At 54.6% G+C, this 16,717-nt stretch carries 17 protein-coding genes, 1 tRNA gene, 1 pseudogene and 1 riboswitch; of the genes and pseudogenes, 7 read left to right on the top strand and 12 right to left on the bottom strand.

Annotated features, from left to right (window positions below; translation table 11 throughout):
- The first annotated feature begins 17 nt into the window (after positions 1 to 17).
- The 6 genes from RBB80_RS19580 to RBB80_RS19555 all read left to right on the top strand — a co-directional run bounded on the left by RBB80_RS19580 (position 18) and on the right by RBB80_RS19555 (position 5,169).
- Positions 18 to 497 (top strand): MBG domain-containing protein, encoded by a 480-nt coding sequence (locus RBB80_RS19580; RefSeq protein WP_433964121.1) that lies wholly within the window; start codon positions 18 to 20, stop codon positions 495 to 497.
- Positions 419 to 1,051: a hypothetical protein gene (locus RBB80_RS19575; RefSeq protein WP_433964120.1), complete on the top strand. Its 633-nt coding sequence runs from the start codon at positions 419 to 421 to the stop codon at positions 1,049 to 1,051. The genes RBB80_RS19580 and RBB80_RS19575 overlap by 79 nt, the downstream gene beginning before the upstream one ends.
- A gap of 1,231 nt (positions 1,052 to 2,282) precedes the next feature.
- Entirely contained in the window at positions 2,283 to 2,855 is a 573-nt protein-coding gene (locus tag RBB80_RS19570) for a YceI family protein (RefSeq protein WP_433964119.1), read from the top strand.
- A 142-nt stretch (positions 2,856 to 2,997) separates the two neighbouring features.
- Entirely contained in the window at positions 2,998 to 3,543 is a 546-nt protein-coding gene (locus tag RBB80_RS19565; RefSeq protein WP_433964118.1) for a multicopper oxidase domain-containing protein, read from the top strand.
- Positions 3,540 to 4,343 (top strand): multicopper oxidase domain-containing protein, encoded by an 804-nt coding sequence (locus tag RBB80_RS19560; protein WP_433964117.1) that lies wholly within the window; start codon positions 3,540 to 3,542, stop codon positions 4,341 to 4,343. Before RBB80_RS19565 ends, RBB80_RS19560 begins: the two co-directional genes overlap by 4 nt.
- Positions 4,344 to 4,458: 115 nt before the next feature.
- Entirely contained in the window at positions 4,459 to 5,169 is a 711-nt protein-coding gene (locus RBB80_RS19555) for a hypothetical protein (protein WP_433964116.1), read from the top strand.
- 190 nt (positions 5,170 to 5,359) lie between these two features.
- Here RBB80_RS19555 and cobF read toward each other — a convergent pair whose 3' ends face one another.
- The 10 genes and pseudogenes from cobF to RBB80_RS19505 all read right to left on the bottom strand — a co-directional run bounded on the left by cobF (position 5,360) and on the right by RBB80_RS19505 (position 13,308).
- Complete coding sequence (gene cobF / locus RBB80_RS19550) at positions 5,360 to 5,956, bottom strand: precorrin-6A synthase (deacetylating) (RefSeq protein ID WP_433964115.1); 597 nt, start codon at positions 5,954 to 5,956, stop codon at positions 5,360 to 5,362.
- 56 nt (positions 5,957 to 6,012) lie between these two features.
- Positions 6,013 to 6,084: pseudogene (locus RBB80_RS19545) on the bottom strand (hypothetical protein); the annotation flags it as partial.
- Between the two features lie 87 nt (positions 6,085 to 6,171).
- Positions 6,172 to 7,029 (bottom strand): cobalt-precorrin-6A reductase, encoded by an 858-nt coding sequence (locus RBB80_RS19540; RefSeq protein WP_433964114.1) that lies wholly within the window; start codon positions 7,027 to 7,029, stop codon positions 6,172 to 6,174.
- Positions 7,026 to 7,814, bottom strand: a complete 789-nt coding sequence (gene cobM / locus RBB80_RS19535; protein ID WP_433964113.1) for a precorrin-4 C(11)-methyltransferase — start codon at positions 7,812 to 7,814, stop codon at positions 7,026 to 7,028. The genes RBB80_RS19540 and cobM overlap by 4 nt, the downstream gene beginning before the upstream one ends.
- On the bottom strand, positions 7,811 to 8,176 hold the full coding sequence (locus RBB80_RS19530) for a cobalamin biosynthesis protein (RefSeq protein WP_433969766.1): 366 nt from the start codon (positions 8,174 to 8,176) through the stop codon (positions 7,811 to 7,813). The genes cobM and RBB80_RS19530 overlap by 4 nt, the downstream gene beginning before the upstream one ends.
- Positions 8,176 to 9,423, bottom strand: coding sequence for a precorrin-6y C5,15-methyltransferase (decarboxylating) subunit CbiE (gene cbiE / locus RBB80_RS19525; protein WP_433964112.1), 1,248 nt, complete (start codon positions 9,421 to 9,423; stop codon positions 8,176 to 8,178). Before cbiE ends, RBB80_RS19530 begins: the two co-directional genes overlap by 1 nt.
- A gap of 6 nt (positions 9,424 to 9,429) precedes the next feature.
- Positions 9,430 to 10,941: a precorrin-2 C(20)-methyltransferase gene (locus tag RBB80_RS19520; protein ID WP_433964111.1), complete on the bottom strand. Its 1,512-nt coding sequence runs from the start codon at positions 10,939 to 10,941 to the stop codon at positions 9,430 to 9,432.
- Positions 10,938 to 11,561 carry a precorrin-8X methylmutase gene (locus RBB80_RS19515; protein WP_433969764.1) on the bottom strand — a complete coding sequence of 208 codons (624 nt, stop codon included), beginning with the start codon at positions 11,559 to 11,561 and terminating at the stop codon, positions 10,938 to 10,940. Before RBB80_RS19515 ends, RBB80_RS19520 begins: the two co-directional genes overlap by 4 nt.
- A gap of 2 nt (positions 11,562 to 11,563) precedes the next feature.
- Positions 11,564 to 12,844, bottom strand: a complete 1,281-nt coding sequence (gene cobG, locus RBB80_RS19510; protein ID WP_433969763.1) for a precorrin-3B synthase — start codon at positions 12,842 to 12,844, stop codon at positions 11,564 to 11,566.
- A 111-nt stretch (positions 12,845 to 12,955) separates the two neighbouring features.
- Positions 12,956 to 13,149: riboswitch (cobalamin riboswitch) on the bottom strand.
- A gap of 82 nt (positions 13,150 to 13,231) precedes the next feature.
- Positions 13,232 to 13,308, bottom strand: a tRNA-Arg gene (locus RBB80_RS19505).
- Positions 13,309 to 13,373: 65 nt separating this feature from the next.
- Here RBB80_RS19505 and ispG point away from each other — a divergent pair.
- Positions 13,374 to 14,606, top strand: a complete 1,233-nt coding sequence (gene ispG / locus RBB80_RS19500; RefSeq protein ID WP_433964110.1) for a flavodoxin-dependent (E)-4-hydroxy-3-methylbut-2-enyl-diphosphate synthase — start codon at positions 13,374 to 13,376, stop codon at positions 14,604 to 14,606.
- A gap of 398 nt (positions 14,607 to 15,004) precedes the next feature.
- Here the strand turns inward: ispG and RBB80_RS19495 are convergent, their stop codons facing one another.
- Together RBB80_RS19495 and RBB80_RS19490 are read right to left on the bottom strand one after the other, a co-directional pair.
- Positions 15,005 to 15,577 carry a cytochrome b gene (locus RBB80_RS19495; RefSeq protein WP_433964109.1) on the bottom strand — a complete coding sequence of 191 codons (573 nt, stop codon included), beginning with the start codon at positions 15,575 to 15,577 and terminating at the stop codon, positions 15,005 to 15,007.
- A complete protein-coding gene (locus RBB80_RS19490) occupies positions 15,574 to 16,632 on the bottom strand; it encodes a catalase family peroxidase (RefSeq protein WP_433964108.1) in 1,059 nt (352 codons plus the stop codon). The genes RBB80_RS19495 and RBB80_RS19490 overlap by 4 nt, the downstream gene beginning before the upstream one ends.
- Between the last annotated feature and the right edge of the window lie 85 nt (positions 16,633 to 16,717).

Genomic DNA, 16,717 nt, shown 5'->3' with positions numbered 1-16,717 from the left:
GCGTCATCGGCCTGTCGTTGCAGTATGGGCAAACCATACCGACCATTACTGGAACACTGAGTGGCGTCCTCCCTCAGGACGCAAACAACGTAACGGCTGTCTTCACGACAACCGCGACCGCAGCCTCTCCAGTAAGCCAATATCCAATTTCGGTAACCCTTATAGGGTCGGCGGCAGCCGACTACACTGTTACGCTTGCCGCCGGTCCGGGCAGCATCACAATTGGAAAAGCCGCCAGCACCGTCACGCTTACCTCATCCAGCCTCACGCCATTCCTCGGGACACCCGTCACATTTACAGCGCTGGCGGCTTCGTCCACCACGGGCACGCCTAGCGGAACCATTAGCTTCTACGATGGCACCGCTCTGCTGAACACGACTCCGATCGCCAACGGTTCGGCCCCTATACATCCTCTGGCTTGGCAGCAGGTGCTCATAGCATCACCGCCGTCTACAGTGGAGATACCAACTTCACAACCAGCACCTCCACAGCAGTAGTCGAGACCATCGCCTCCTCGCCGGACTTCACTCTGACGCCGACCGGAGCATTGGCACAATCCGTCACCTCTGGGAAGTCTGCAACCTATACCTTTGCGCTGCAATCACAAGGTGGAACCTTTACCTCCCCAATCACGCTGACGGCTTCGGGTTTGCCGGCCGGTGCGACGGCTGTCTTCACACCTGCCACGATCGCTCCTGGAGGCAGTTCGGCCACCGCCAGCTTGACGATTCAAACCGCTACGCTCAATTCCACAAGCACAGCAACGTCTCCGCCTGCACGAGAGCAATTACTCCCAATCAGCGCCGCGTTATTTTTGCTGCCATTCCTGCGAAATAAGCGTGTCCGAGCGAGATTTGGGCCGATGCCACGTACACTGCTTAGCGTGCTGATTCTCCTGATTGCAGGTGCAGCTGCCCTGGGCCTGACTGGCTGCGGCAGTGGCAACCACGATCCGGACTCGACTTACATAATCACTGTGACGGCATCTGCGGCCGGCACCCCCAACACAACCTTGCAACACACGGCCACTGTCACGCTCATAGTTCAATAGTGTCGTCATAAAGGCCTGTTATGCAACTCTGCTGCTGTCTTCCACCCCGGCTTCTGGTCCGATAAGCCATAAAGGAGACTCGAGTGAGCCATACCCGAGGAACTGTTCGAAGAGGTCCAATAGCGTTTGCTCATCAAGAAAACGATGCAGGGGGACTGAGAGATTCCGCGTACTGCTCGCATAGGCTTCATCGAATCACTCATCTGTTGCTCCTCTTTCTTTTGCAACGCTCTGGTCTGGTCGTTCGGGATCGTTCGTGGAGATATCAGAGCGTCAGATACATGATTTGGACCCACCGCTTCGCTGTTGATGATGCCATTGCCCCATACGGCGCCGAGATCGGCAAACGGCTCTCCGCGACGGCCTCTTGGGCGGATTTTCCCGCGGACTTCAATTCTCAACGCGATCGCGCGAAGTGACCAGCATGTCCCGAAATTTTCGTGAGGTCCGCTTTGTTGCCGGGCGGGCCGTGCCCCCAACAATCTTGGTGTCATTGCCGGCCAGCAATAGGATTTTGTCGGCGGCAATCTTGCCGCCGATTTTGCCGGACCGTACTGGGGTCGTCGAGATAGGGATTTATCCAGTTGAAAACAGGTCACCCATCTGAACCACGTTGGCCCTTTCAAAATGAATGTACATGTCAGTGTCCGTATGCGCGGCAGGAACGTTGACCTCGTGCCCTGCAGGTAAGAGATTGTTTGAGGAAGGCCTGGATCTCGAGTTCCTAAAAGCAGGATTCTGCTCTGGACAGTGGACCTCGGCCAAATCAAGCGCCAAAGTCCATTAATGAATAGTCATCTTTGGCTACGCCTTCACAGTGCTATCAAAAGACATAGGTAGTCGTCTTAAAGGAGTAGAGACAACTAACTCGTCAGTAAACCGCAGCCCTTAGTCGTCCCGACGAAGAGGTAGCATAATGTCCAACTGTATATTACCGCTGAAATTTATGACCAAGCAGGACAGAAGACAATTGAACAGCTTATCTACTGCTGTCTGTGGAATCTGGAGGCTTACTTGAGAGAGGGTTGCTGCGCTCGGCAGTGTATGGCTGGTTCGTCGACGAGGCCTGTCCTTTGTGCTCGGCCTTTCCGTTCTTGTATTCGCCGTCGCCTGTCTGCTCCTGTGGCCGGGTGCTCGTTAGGTCCGCACTCTCCACATCGAACGCGGCAGTCAGGGGCGCCGCGCCGCCGAGTTCATAAACAAATGATCAAGCCATCTCTGGAGAAAATCGATGAACGCCCTTATCCGTCCGCTCGTTGTTGCACTTTCACTGTTCTTCGCGTCATCCACTTTCGCCCAGCACCAAACCTTCACCGCTAGCCCCAAAACGAGTGACGTGAGCTTCACGCTCGGTGGCTCTGAGCACGAAACACATGGCACGTTCCGCGTGCAGAACGGATCGATCGACTTCGACCGCACCAATCCGAAGTTATCAGGTTCTGTAATCGTAGCGGCTGGAAGCGGAAGAACCGGAAACGATTCACGTGACAAAAAAATGACGGACACCGTGCTTGATGCGCCTCACTTCGCCGATGTCTCCTTTACTCCCCAGAGCTACCAGGGCACGATCGCTCCTGCTGGCGATTCGACGATACAGGTCACCGGCACCTTTATTCTGCACGGCACAGCCCACCAATTAACGGTTCCAATACAGATCCACATCGATGGAGCAAACTGCACCGCCAAAACTCACTTCATCGTCCCTTATGTCAAATGGGGATTGAAGGACCCGAGCGTCTTCATCCTCAAGGTTGCGAAAGAAGTTGACGTCAATCTGACGCTTGTCGGACAACTTTCAAACTGAACCGCTACGCTAAGAATACGAACTCTTGGAGAGAACATCCCACCTAACGACTAGGCGGGCTCGCCTCGCTATCAGAACCGTGTGTACTTGCGCCGCTCACCTCGCAAATATCGACGTTATTACCAAGCAAGGATATTCGACAATGATGACTCGAAGACGCTTCACACAGCTTACAGGCTTGGCCGCGGGGTCCGTCCTTCTGGACGCGAGGTCCGGAGCGACGGCCCCGGACGTAACGATTGAGATCGCTCCGTACACGCTCGAGGCCTCGCCTAAACACCACTTCCGCACCATCGCGTACAACAGTCAGATTCCCGGCCCGCTTCTTCGCATGCGCCAAGGGCAGGAACAGACAGTCGAGGTGCGCAACCTCACTGCCGATCCCGAAGTGCTCCACTGGCACGGTCTGTTTCTTCCTTCTCAGATTGACGGAGCCATGGAAGAAGGTACCCCAATGATCGCTCCAGGAGACACGGTCCGATACACCTTCAAGCCCGATCCGCCCGGATTTCGTTGGTTCCATACCCATACCTTCGCCGGCAAGAACCTTAGCAAAGCGCAGTATGGAGGTCAGCACGGCTTTCTCATGATCGAGTCGCGCGAGAATGCGGGAAACTACGACCGCGAGGTCTTTATCGGACTCCATGATTGGGGGGGCATTTTGCCGGAGGCGACGACGGCTACATGAATCCCGTCTACGATGTGTCGACCATCAATGGGAAGATGCTGGGAGCCGGCGATCCGGTGCGCGTAAAGCAGGGCGAACGTGTTCTGATACACGTTCTCAACTCGAGCCCAACGGAGGTCCATTGGATTGCGCTTCCGAGTCATAGCTTCCATGTGATTTCGCTCGATGGCAATTCGGTACCTCAGCCGCACACCGTCTCAATGCTGCGTCTCGCGCCCGCTGAAAGGGTAAGCGCTGTTGTCGAGATGAATGCGCCAGGCGTTTGGGTGCTTGGAGAAGTGCGAAAACATGTTCAGGAAGCCGGCATGGGAATTGTGATCGAGTACGCTAGCGCCGCTGGTGAGCCAGTCTGGACACAGCCCAACGACCTCATCTGGGACTATCACCAGTTCTCAGCTTTGGGCGGGGCCAACCAGAGCGGAGACGAGGTCGTTCCCATCGCTCTCGATTTTGACTCAAAGTTCCAGGGGCACGGCAACGAGGAACTTTGGAGGATCAATGGGAAGTCATACCCGAATACCGACGAACCAATCCTCAAAACGGGGCAACGCTATCGACTCCAACTGAAGAATTTGAGTGCAGACGATCATCCGATGCATCTGCACCGCCACACCTTTGAGGTGCGTAAGGTCGGTGGAACCTCCGAGATGCACGGCTTGAGGAAGGATGTTTTGCTTGTCCCGGCGAAGAGCACAGCTGAGGTCGAGTTTGTCGCGGACAATCCGGGAAGGACACTTTTCCACTGTCATCAACAGGATCACATGGATCGAGGTTTCATGATGGTATTTCGATATGCGTAGCTCTTTGCAAGTCGTTCAGAGAACTTCTTACTGGTGTAGCCTTCTACTAATCCTGGCTGTTTGCTTGTTTTCAAGTGAAAGGGTTGCACACGCTCAGGGGAACTACGAGATTCAAGTGTACGGTGCGGACACGGTCCCTGCAAAGAACCTGATGGTGGAGTTGCACTCGAACTATACCGTGTCCGGCCAAACCAAGACGATCGACGGGGTGTACCCAACCAACCACCAGGAACACGAGACGCTTGAGTTGACAGAAGGGATCACCGACTGGTCGGAGATCGGTTTCTACGTCTTCACCAGCGAGCAGGATGGACGCGGAGTCCAATGGGTAGGAGACCATATCCGACCGCGAGTGAGGGCGCCCGATAGCTGGCATCTCCCTGTAGGCCTCAGTCTTTCGACCGAGGTTGGCTATCAGAGAGCGGTCTATTCGCCGGACACCTGGACCTGGGAGATCCGCCCTATCATCGATAAAACCTTAGGGCGCTGGTATCTTGCCTTCAACCCGGCGCTTGAGCGTACATGGCACGGTCCTGACATAAAACAGGGACTCGCCTTCTCGCCCGCCGTCAAAGTTGGTTACGACTTAACTCGTCAGATCAGTGGCGGTCTCGAATACTACGCCGATTACGGCCGCATTGGAGCCTTCGATGCTCTGCACTACCAACAGCAGCAGATCTTTGCAGTGACCGACCTAAACATCTCTCCAAAGTGGGAGGTCAACTTTGGCATCGGCGTAGGTTCTACCGCCGGAACCGACCATCTAATCGTAAAAGGAATCCTCGGAAGACGCTTCAACTGGGGAAGAAAATCAGCGGTTGAGTAGACAATCAGATACGGACCTCCTCATAGAAGGAACCGACCTTCGTACCGTAATGCGTGAAGAGATGCGATTAGCAGGTCTCGCTCTTAAAATTACCCTATTGAAGTTCGCAATTTGGAATCCAATGGTCCATCATAAAAACTGAGCACTCAAGGTCGTCGTGCCGAAGGATTACGAAGTAGATAGGTGTCCATCACCCACCCATTTTTCTCCCGTGCCGCGCTTCGAGCCATCTCGATGCTCTCCACCTTTTCGGTGAGTCTTCCAGATAAAAGGATCTCTTTATCGCTACCGACGTATGCCCCCAGTAGATCTCCACCTCCTCGTTTGGCACGTCCTTGAACGAGCACTTTCCGTCCAGCATCACAACAACGTTCTCAGTGTCGGAGAATAAACCAGCCGATAGCTGACGCCCCGTCGTAATACAAATTGACTCCCCTATACCATTCAGACTGATCTTGTGGCGTGCTGCCAAAGCTTGAATGCTGGTAATCCCAGGGATAACTTCGTAATCGAAATGAACTCGCCCTCGACTAATAATCTGATCAACTACCCGAAGTGTGCTGTCGTAAAGTGACGGATCTCCCCAGATGAGAAAAGCGCCACACTCATCCTCTTGCAACTCATTTTTGATCAGCGCTTCATATGTTAGCGCCCGCTGCTTGTGCCACGCTTCGACTCGCGAGGTGTAAGAAGCGATGGACGGATCGCGTTCCGAGTCCACGATTTCGATGGTTCTATACGATGGCTCGTCGATATATCGGTCGCATATATCTTTTCGAAGCTGCATAAGATCGTTCTTCGCTTCCCCTTGCTGGTAACAAAGAACACGTCAACCTGGTTCATAGCCTTGATCGCCTGGACTGTAACGTGTTCTGGGTTGCCTGCGCCGATTCCAATGATGTATAGCTTTCGCATATTGACATTCCTTTACTAATTGATAAAGTGCGATCGACGAACAACGCGCTCCACCCATCGATAATGGGCGCCCAAGCTCAGAACGTGTTATCGCGTTGTTCGATTGCGATGAACCAAACGATCAATTTCCACAATCACATCTTCAACCGTCTCGACGGTTCGAACGAGGTGTTTGACGGGGTGCTTCACCATGATCACCGGGATTTTAAGCAATTGTGCGGCTTGAATTTTGCTATATGTTGCGGCCCCACCACTATTTTTGGAAATTATGTAGTTGATCGAATAGTCCCGCAATAACTGCAGCTCTTCGTCAAGACTGTATGGTCCGCGTCGCAGGAGAATCTCATGAAGGTCGGGCAGCGGCCCTGTCGGCTCCTCGATGGCGCGAATCAAAAACCAAGCGTTGTGACATGCAGCAAACCGATCTACCTCTTGCCGTCCAATCGACAGGAATACGCGTCCCTTCTTAGAATCAACAACTCTAGCCGCTTCCTCAAAATCTACGACTTCATGCCAAATATCTTTCTTGGTTTGCACCCAAGGCGGACGGGTGAAAGCAACCAACGGTACGCCTAAGCTGGCACACGCAAGCTCAGCGTTACGGCTGATCCGGGTGGCAAAAGGATGGGTCGAATCAACTACCATCCTGATGTCCTCTTTCACCAGGTAAGCGCCGAGACCATCAACACCGCCAAATCCTCCAACTCTGACAATGCCTTCAGGACGCTTAGGCGCGCTCACACGTCCGGCCAGTGAATAGATCGCCAATAGGTCCATTCTCTGTGCGAGACGCGAAGCAAGCTCATTTCCCTCTCCGGTTCCTCCAAGAATCAGGACACGCAGTACGGGATTTTGAGATCGACCGAGCGCGCTCTCTATTCCATCCGATGTTGGATTAACTCCAGTCAAGTTCCGCATCCCATCTTTCGAGCCGCGATTGATCAATCCATGTCCGAGGACACTTGACTCGCGCCCCGGTCTGTCTCCGAATTGCGCTCCCTGGAGAAAGAATAGAGATAACTCTCCCCAAAATCAGGGCGGCTAAGAGATCGCCCAACCAAGATCAGAGCGTTTTTATCTACCCCTGATTTGGCAACAATTTTTTGGATAGTGCATAGCGTCCCTCGCAATATCATTTCGTCCGGCCAGCTGGCACGGAACACGACAACTACTGGGCAGTCTGCACCGTAGAGCGGTGATAGCTGAGACGTTACTATATCAAGGTTCATGATGGAGAGGTGAATCGCCATTGTTGCGCCTGATCGACCAAGAGTTACGAGATCTTCGCCATGGGGCATTGCAGTAGACCGAGTCGAGGTCCTTGTCAGAATTAAGGTTTGGGCTACCTCAGGAAGCGTCAGTTCTTGGTTGAGCGCAGCGGCGGCGGCGGCGAATGACGGAACGCCGGGGGTGACGTCGTAAGGAATTCCAAGGGCAGTGAGACGACGGATCTGTTCCGCCATCGTGCTCCAGATCGAAAGATCGCCTGAGTGGATTCGAGCGACGTCGAGTCCCTTCTCATGAGCTGAGGATATCTCCGCGATTATCTCATCTAGGTTCATCTCTGCCGAGTCAACGATAAGAGCGTCAGGTGGTGCATGTGCCAGTATCTCTTTCGGCACTAGAGAGCCTGCATATAGGCATACCGGGGAACGACGAATTAGATCCCTTCCCCGCAGCGTCAGTAAGTCGGGCGCGCCCGGACCTGCTCCAATAAAATGAACTGTCATGGCAGAACCGCCACCGCACACGTGCAAAAACGTCCCGTTTGGCGGGGCAAAATAAGACGAGCCATGGGTCCCAGAGAAGCCAACGCAGAGGCCTCCGCAACACTGGCGGTCCCAACTTTTGATGCAGCCAAGGGCGACCGGCTTTTTATTCCGCGAACCTGCGCAAGAACGGTCGCTGGAAACAGCATAAGCCGCAGTTTCAGAGCGGCGGCGACATCCTCCCCGATACTTGAGCAACGATCCAACGTTGCTAGGATGCTGCAGGGAGCGATTTCACCCACACACCGTTGGATGAGCTGAATCACATCCGAGGCTGTCGCACGAGAGGAGCAGCCAATCCCGATCGAACAACACAAATTCATCATTTCACCACCGACCATTGGGTAATAGGCATCATATGTCGCCATCCAAGCACGCCGCCGACGGGCTCTGCTCGAGCTACGAGGATTCGCACAAGTTCGCCGCCGTACAGTCTTTGCTGGGCCGCTACTGCCGTCTCACTTTCGATAGTTACCGCGTTCGCAACGATTCGGCCGCCTTTGGAGAGTTTGTCCCAGCAAGCTTGGAACAAGCCGTCCCCACTGATGCCGCCTCCGATAAAGATCGCGTCTGGTGATTGCAAGTCTCCGAAAGTTTCGGGCGCACTTCCCTGGATTACCTTTAAGCCCGGCACACCAAGCCTCTTGGCATTGGTTAAAATTCTAGCGGCCCTATCTTCGCGTTCTTCAAAGGAAATGCACGAGCATGAAGGGTGAGAACGCATCCATTCGATACCAATCGTTCCAGTGCCGGCACCCACATCCCATAACTGTTGCCCCGGTAGCGGGGCGAGATGTGCAAGCGTAACGGCACGAACTTCACGCTTTGTCAGTTGCCCGTCTGTTACATAAAAATCGTCGGAGAGTCCCGGAACAATCGATAAAGCTCTCGTCTCAGGATCCGCGACACAGACGACCGCAATCAGGTTCAAATCATGGCACTGTTCTACCGACCACGCTTCTGCCCGGTCGTCGCGACGTTTCTCTGCAGAGCCGCCCAGATATTCGAAGACGGTGAACTTACTCGATCCATAACCACTGTCGGTTAGAAGTTGCGCGACAGCCGAAGGAGTGGTGCCATCTTCAGAGAAAAGCACCAACCGCTGGCCCGGATGGAGGTATCTGTAAATTTGCTCGATCGGGCGATTGACCAGTGATACCAGGACCGTCTCGGAAATTGGCCAGCCGAGACGGGCACAGGCAAGGGAAAACGCGGAGACGTGCGGTATAACGAGAAATTCGGCGGGATCCAACTCCCGGGTGAGCGTCACACCAACCCCAAACAACATAGGATCGCCACTGGCTAAAACCGCTACTTTACTCCACCTTCGATGGTGTGTCAGAATCTCGTGCACCGCCGGGGCCATAGGGGATGGCCACGCCACCTGCATTGCACGCACCGACGGAACATGGGCAAGATGGCGAACTCCGCCATAAAGGACCTCTGCAGACTCTACAGCTTGTTTCGCTGCTGGACTGAGGCCACCCCAACCATCTTCGCCGATCCCGACGATCGATAACCAGCGCTCCCTAACATCTGATCTCGCAGTTCCAAGTCGAGTAAGCAGCATGGTTGGCTAAACTCCATAGGTTCGCGGAGTGTAGATCATCTCCCGATGATCCGACAACGCAAGGTTGCGAGTGGTAGAGGAGCCTACGAGAATGAGCGTCTGCATATCAGCCAGGTCGGGGTCGAATCGTGCGAGATCTGTAATCACGATTTTCTCATCAGGCCTGCCGACAGCGTGGGCGAACACCACCGGCGTCTCGAGAGATCTGTACTTTGAGAGAATTGCTTGTGCTTCTGCCAACTGCCACTTTCGCTCAGAAGAGATTGGGTTGTAGATAGCCAACGCAAAATCAGCGGAAGCCACTGCGTGCAGCCTCTTCACAATAACTTCCCAAGGTTTCAAACGGTCCGACAGCGAAAGAACGCAAAAGTCGTGGCCGAGGGGAGCACCAACTCTGGCTGCCACCGCCTGCATAGCCGATACCCCAGGAACGATGCGGATGTCTAGAGAACGCCAAGCCTCCGGCCCCTGATCGACCGACTCCAACACAGCAGTGGCCATTGCAAAGATGCCTGGATCGCCAGACGAAACTACGCATACGCGGCCGCCAGACTCGGCGAGGGAAAGTGCATGCTGTGCGCGCTCCGCCTCTACCTTGTTGTCAGATCCGAAGCGACGTTGACCGGATCGAAGTGGAACGCGATCCAGATATCGCTGATACCCTACCAGATCGGTTGCCTCAGCCAATACTTGCTGCGCCTCCGGCGTAATCCAATCGGTTGAACCAGGTCCTAGTCCAACCACCGTTATCTGTCCGGGACCAGCCACTGCCTTATCGGTTTCATCCGGTCGCGAATCAGGAACGAGGATAAGCGAAAAATAAGGAACATTAGCAGAATCCACATCACTGAGTTGAACTATCTGTTCCTGCCTCATCGTTGCGCGTTCAATATAGAGGGCCTTATTTAGGATCCCAGCTCTGGACAAGGCGTTTTTCACCTTCGTGAAGTTGCGTCCTAACTTCATTATCGCGAATGCGCTCCAAGGATTTAGCCGGGCGACCAACGCATCTTCTGAAAGGGTTGCAGGCAGTATAGTCAGATCTGAATCCCTTCTGACGAGAGGAGTCGAGAGCCTCGCCGCAGCCGCCATCACGGACGGGATTCCGGGAATCACCTCGGTAGAGAAACGGTGAGCTAGCCGGTCGTGAAGATACATGAAAGAGCCATAGAAAAATGGATCGCCCTCACAAAGAACCGCGACGTCTCGACCATTATGAAGATGAGCGGCGATTTGCTCAGCCATGTCGTCATAGAACTGAGCGATGATTGCCTCGTACCCGCCTGGGTGGTCGGTCGTCTGCGTTGTGATCGGGTAGATCATCGGCAACTCAATCTGCTCGAGCGTCAACTCTGAACTTACGATACAACGCGCGTAGCTCTGGCCGTGCTTGGCCGTCGGATAAGCAACAACGTGAGCTTGCCTGATGATGCGTAGAGCTTTGAGAGTAATAAGCTCTGGATCGCCAGGTCCGAGTCCAACACCGAATAGTTGTCCTGGCATTGTGCTCTCGATCATTCTTCCTCACTTGCCAAAGCGTTAACTGCTGCCGCGGCGATAGCGCTTCCACCGCGACGTCCTCGAATAGTCAAATAAGGGAGATTCAGGTGATTAGTCTCGAGCGCCATTTTCGACTCCGCAGCGCCGACGAAGCCGACTGGGACACCTATGATAAGGGCGGGAGCCGCCGCGCCCGCTTCGAGCATTTCGAGCAGGTGGAACAAAGCCGTCGGTGCATTTCCGATCACGACGACAGAACCGTCAAGTTTGTCGCGCCAAAGCTCCAGCGCTGCGGCGCTGCGCGTAGTCTCGAGTTTCCTTGCTAGTTCGACCGTACGCGGATCACTCAGCATGCAGATCACTTCATTGTCCTTTGGAAGTCTTGATCGGGTGATTCCATTTGCCACCATATTTGCGTCACAAAATATGGGCTTTCCAGCTAATAGCGCCCGCACTCCCACTTCAGTTGCGGTCGGTGATGCGGAGACATATTGCGGCAGATCCGTCATCCCACATGCGTGAATCATCCTTGCGACAACGCGAGCGAGGTCTGGTGTAAAAGCGGATAGATCGGACTCAGCCCTGATAATCTCAAAGGATTCTCGATAGATATCCTGGGCGTCTTTCTTATAAATCATCTTCACGAAAAAACCTCAGTGGGCATTTCTGCCTGATATGCCGCCACATTGTCGACGGCAGACTCAAGCGAACAGTTTGAAGCAATAAATTGCCCGTTGATCCGCAAACTGTAGCCCAAGGAACTCGCTATCAGTTCAGCGGTCGCACCATTTCGCATCGCGCATTGTTTTTCACATCCTGAAATGTTGACCGTCCAGCCTGGTTGTGCGCAGCGGCCGGCTAGGCGACGCGCCAATAAAGATGCATCGCGTCTCACATCAGCCAAAGAAGCATCACAGCCGGTACTGCCCGCACAAGCAGCGACCCCCCGATATCCATCTTTACCATCACACGATAGACCAACGGCCGCAAGCTTCGCAGTAATCTGACTGATCGAACTTTCAGGAATAGATCCAAAAACGACACCTCGCCATGGAGCCAACCTAATATCTCCATCCCATCTCTTTGCGATTGAGGCCATAGACTGTGTCTGTTCTGCGGTTAGTCGTCCAAGAGGAACCGAAGGAACCAAGTTTACGAAACTCCCTAGCTCGCATGTGTAGACTCCTACCGGCATTCCGCCAACGTCGCTTAAACCGTGGGGAAGGGGGCATGCCACGAGAAAATCAGATAACGCGTCGAGCAATCGATTCACTGCTCTTGGGACTGACGCGATTTTCCTTCCCCTTGCAGGCATCTCAAATTCTTTTGCGATCTCGACGCACATCTTTGCAGCCTCGAGGATGCAGTCCACGGCCCCGTCGACTCTTACGCCGAAGCCGGACAGGGTACCTCCGATAGCGAAATGAAACAGAGGCGTGTTGTCGACGTTCATCGCTCGTACGGCGAGATCATCGCAGTCGCGACCAAACCAGCGCCCTCCCCCATCTATGGCAAAACTGAACTTGGGAGGTAGACAGGCCATCACCTGATCTGCGACGAGACGACGGTCTAATTCTCGAACGAACGGCTGAGTATCCAAGATCTCGCCTAAGCCTAATCCGGCGAAGGGGCTTGCCACTATATTTCGGACCCGGTCATGCAGGGGCGATGGAATAAAGCCGGCGAGTTCGAGACCGTCAACTAAGGATCTGAGATCTTTAGCCTGAATGGCCCGCAGTTGAATATTTGATCGTGAAGTGATTTCGACGTTCCCGTCCGCGAACGAGGCGGAAAGTTCTGCGACAGCGGCAAGTTGGCTTGGAGTAATCATTCCTCCCGGCACTCTTATCCGAATAAGTAGACCGTCTTTGGCCTGGACGGCGTGAAGAATTCCAGGGCAGAAACTCTCTCCAACTCTCATCATGCGACTTTCTTTCTTGACTCGCCGTCGCAAGGATCGTCGGGAAACACAGCCGTAGCGAATAGGCTGTGGCCACCCGGCCTTCCCTCGGAGGCGTGTGCATTGTGCCCGACTTGGGCACTGTTTTCGGCAGGTCTTCGGACTTACAGGCTGCCTAATCGCTCCAGCTTCCCAGTCAATTACCAGACCAGTGCTCTTGTTGGAGCTTTCGTTCCTGATTACCGCTGCGGGGCAGCTCCGGGTTCTCACCGGATTCCCTTTTGGTTTGCTTCTCTGAAGCAACCACCGGAAACAGTTCGAGTATAGATCAGATAAATATTCCGGACAACGCGATGAATTTGCGTAAAGCAACAGATGTCAACGCTTTGTTGGGGTTGTGTTTGGGGTTGGTGGCCCGGGGCAGAGTCCAACTGCCGACCTTCGCGTTAGGAGTGCGCTGCTCTATGCAACTGAGCTACCGGGCCACGTTTCGGTAGTGTATCGCGTAGGTTGTTGGTGCTGCAGTGGTAAACTTGAGGGTGGAGAGTTTATGCCTGAGATACAGCGTCGACGTGCGGTAACGGTGAACATTGGTGGAGTTCGGGTTGGGTCGGATTCTCCGGTTGTAGTGCAGTCGATGACTAACACGGATACGGCCGATGTCGAGAGTTCGGTGCAGCAGATTGCGGCGCTGGCGCGTGCCGGCTCGGAGATGGTGCGTGTGACGGTCAACAACGACGAGGCGGCGAAGGCTGTGCCTGCGATCGTTGGGGAGCTGGCGAAGAAGGGCTGGTCGACTCCGATCATTGGCGACTTTCACTACAACGGTCACCTGCTGCTGAAGAAGTATCCCGAGACCGCGAAAGCGCTTGCGAAGTACAGGATCAATCCTGGCAATGTGTCGATCGGGCGGAAGGATGATGACAACTTCCGGACGATGGTTGAGGTTGCAGTCGAGCATCAGAAGCCGGTTCGGATCGGTGTGAATTGGGGTTCACTCGACCAGGCGCTGCTGACGAAGATGATGGATGAAAATTCGAAGAGTGCCAGTCCCCTTCCCGCTCGCGACGTGATGATGGAGGCGATGGTGGTGTCGGCTCTGGATAACGCGGCGGCCGCGGAGCGCTACGGGTTACGGCGAGATCAGATTATTTTGTCGGCGAAGGTGTCGGGGGTGCGGGATCTGATCGATGTTTATACCGAGTTGGCGAAGCGTTGCGACTATGCGCTGCATCTTGGGCTGACTGAGGCGGGGATGGGGATGAAGGGCGTGGTGGCTTCGGCTGCGGGTCTGGCTCCTTTACTGCTTTCGGGGATCGGGGATACGATCCGGGTTAGTTTAACTCCGACTCCAGGTGGGGACCGGTCGGAGGAGGTTCGTTGTGGACAGCAGATTCTGCAGTCGCTCGGGATTCGCAGCTTCATGCCACAGGTGACCAGTTGCCCGGGGTGCGGCCGAACTACTTCGACCTACTTCCAAGAGCTTGCGGAACGGATTCAGGGCTATCTTGTGGCCTCGATGCCGGAGTGGAAGAAGCAGTACCCGGGCGTCGAGGAGTTGAAACTTGCGGTGATGGGTTGCATCGTCAACGGGCCGGGTGAGTCGAAGCATGCCAACATCGGGATCTCACTGCCGGGTACGTTTGAGGAGCCTAAGGCTCCGGTTTATGTGGACGGCAAGCTGTTCACCACGTTGAAGGGCGATCAGATCGTCGAAGAGTTTCAAGTGATTCTCGATGAGTACGTCGAGAAGCGTTACGGCCGGGTTCTGGTCGAGGTCTAAACTCCTTCTTTTCTGGTCGATAGCTGCTTCCGGCGACTTACCACTTCAGCGTCTTCGAGGGCTGGGTACCCCTCCCCGGGTGGGTATTTTGTACGTAAAATATTTGTATTGAATAACTTGCAAGGTGGCGGTGTCTGCAAAATATTCATAACAAATGGCTTGCGCCTAAAATACTCATTATCAATAGATTAGCCCCGGATAGTCCCGGGCTAATGTGCTTTTGCTCTTCGCAATCCTTCTTCTAATCAGTATAGCTTTGGGGACGGAACTAATGTGCTACGGGTAAGTCTATGTTTTCACACGGCTTATGGAGTTTGAGGGCTTGACAGCTATTGATGGCCGGTCGGAACAGATGCTCCGGTCACAGATTTGCTTTTACGATGCCGCTCGCCCACTGACTATTCCAGTCGATCGACTAGCTCATGCTGGTCACGTGTGAGCAACGGCGCCATTGTTTCGAAGATACCGTCGTTTCTGACCAGTTTATGAAAGAGTATGCCGGCGACATGCGCCAGGATGACCCCGAAAAAGGCAAAGGCCAGGTAGTGGTGTGCACGCCATAGTAGTGTATGCAGGCTGGGACTGACCGGCAGGATTGGCGGCAGATGCACACCGCCGAAGAGTACGACAGGATAGGCTGCAGCGGACAACATAGCCCAGCCGATCAGCGGCATGCCGATCATCAGCAGGTAAAAGATGTACTGCGAGGAGATCGCAGCCAGCTTTAGCGGCTCCGGCAGGTCGGCGGGCAGTGAGGGCGCACCGTAAATGATGCGCAGTGTCAGACGAATAAGTGCCAGCACCAGGATGGCGATACCGAGCGGCTTATGAATCTGGACCAACGTCAGGTACTTGCTGGTAATGGTCGAGACCATACCTACACCGATAAACAGCATGGACAGAATGCAGATTGCCATGAGCCAGTGAAGTAATCTCTGCGGCGCGGTGAAGCGTGTGCGGCTTGTTGTCATTGCCTGGCTCCTGTCGCGTTTCGCGGGTAATCCGAAGCTTCGGCGGTACGGCTGTTGTACGACCGGGAATACGCTGCCGAGCGGGCAGCCGGGAATGGGTCATCCGAAGTAGTGATTCCGTCCGGCAGTACTGTCGGGTCGTAGTTGATGTCGCGGCACGGGCCGTCGGGCTCTGGCTCGATCTGCTGTACCGTCATTGTTCCAACATTGACCGTACGACGATCAGCAGGCCATGCGTTGTTGGGGTCCGCAGTTGGGTCGCCCGGGCTGGCAACGGTGACTATGAGGTTCCAGTGTTGAGCGCCGGCGGCCACACGCTGCGTGATCTCCTGCTCAAGAAAATCGAGACCGCGCTTGGCCAACTCCTCAGGCGTAATAGAAACAGGTTGTGCTGCTGGGATCAACGACCAGCGGATCGGATGCTTCGCGCCGGATCCATCGACGAACAGAAAGGAGTTGAGACTGTTGTAGCGCTCCTCCGCATAGCTCTCGGTCCATTGGTCACTCTTTGCCCAGGGCAGAAACGTAGTGAACTCCGGATTTGCGCCGATGAAATTCTTCATTGCATCGGGGTCCTTGCTCCCGGAGGCAGTCAGGAGATCGTAGAAGGCCTGCGGAGTCGAAACGGGAAAGATCGGCGCATTGATCATGGCGCTGCGCCATTGCTGCCCATCCGGCGTGGTGATGAGGATGCCGAGGCCGCGCACACGTACCATTGCGTCCGCAGCATCTGGATGCGGAGTGCCAAGGTTGAACCGCCCCACAACCGGATATTGGCCCCGGACGAAGACCGGTGCTTTGGAGAGTGCCGAGCCTTCGCCGTTTGCCTCAAACGTGCCGGTGAAGCAGATACCTTTGGCGTGGTTGCGGCGATGACCCAATGCCGGGCCGCCCGGAGGAGCCAACCCCGCTACCAACTTTTCGGGCGTCAGCCGGTGCGGTGACAGCCATCCAGCCGTGTATGCGAAACCAATCGCGGCGATTCCCACCACCGCGGCAATGAATACGAACGGCCAAAGCCGAAAAGCCTTCGGCGATTCAGAAGACTGAACCATTCGAACCTCGTTTCTTGCAGCTATGTTCTCAAAATCAATACCATCACGATGTTGCCGGAGACCTCACGCACTTGACGAAGTGCGT

The organism is Tunturiibacter gelidiferens, assembly GCF_051013345.1.
Classification (GTDB): Bacteria; Acidobacteriota; Terriglobia; order Terriglobales; family Acidobacteriaceae; genus Edaphobacter; species Edaphobacter gelidiferens_A.
The sequence above is the reverse complement of the archived record's forward strand: the minus strand, read 5'-3'. Positions and strand labels throughout refer to the sequence as shown.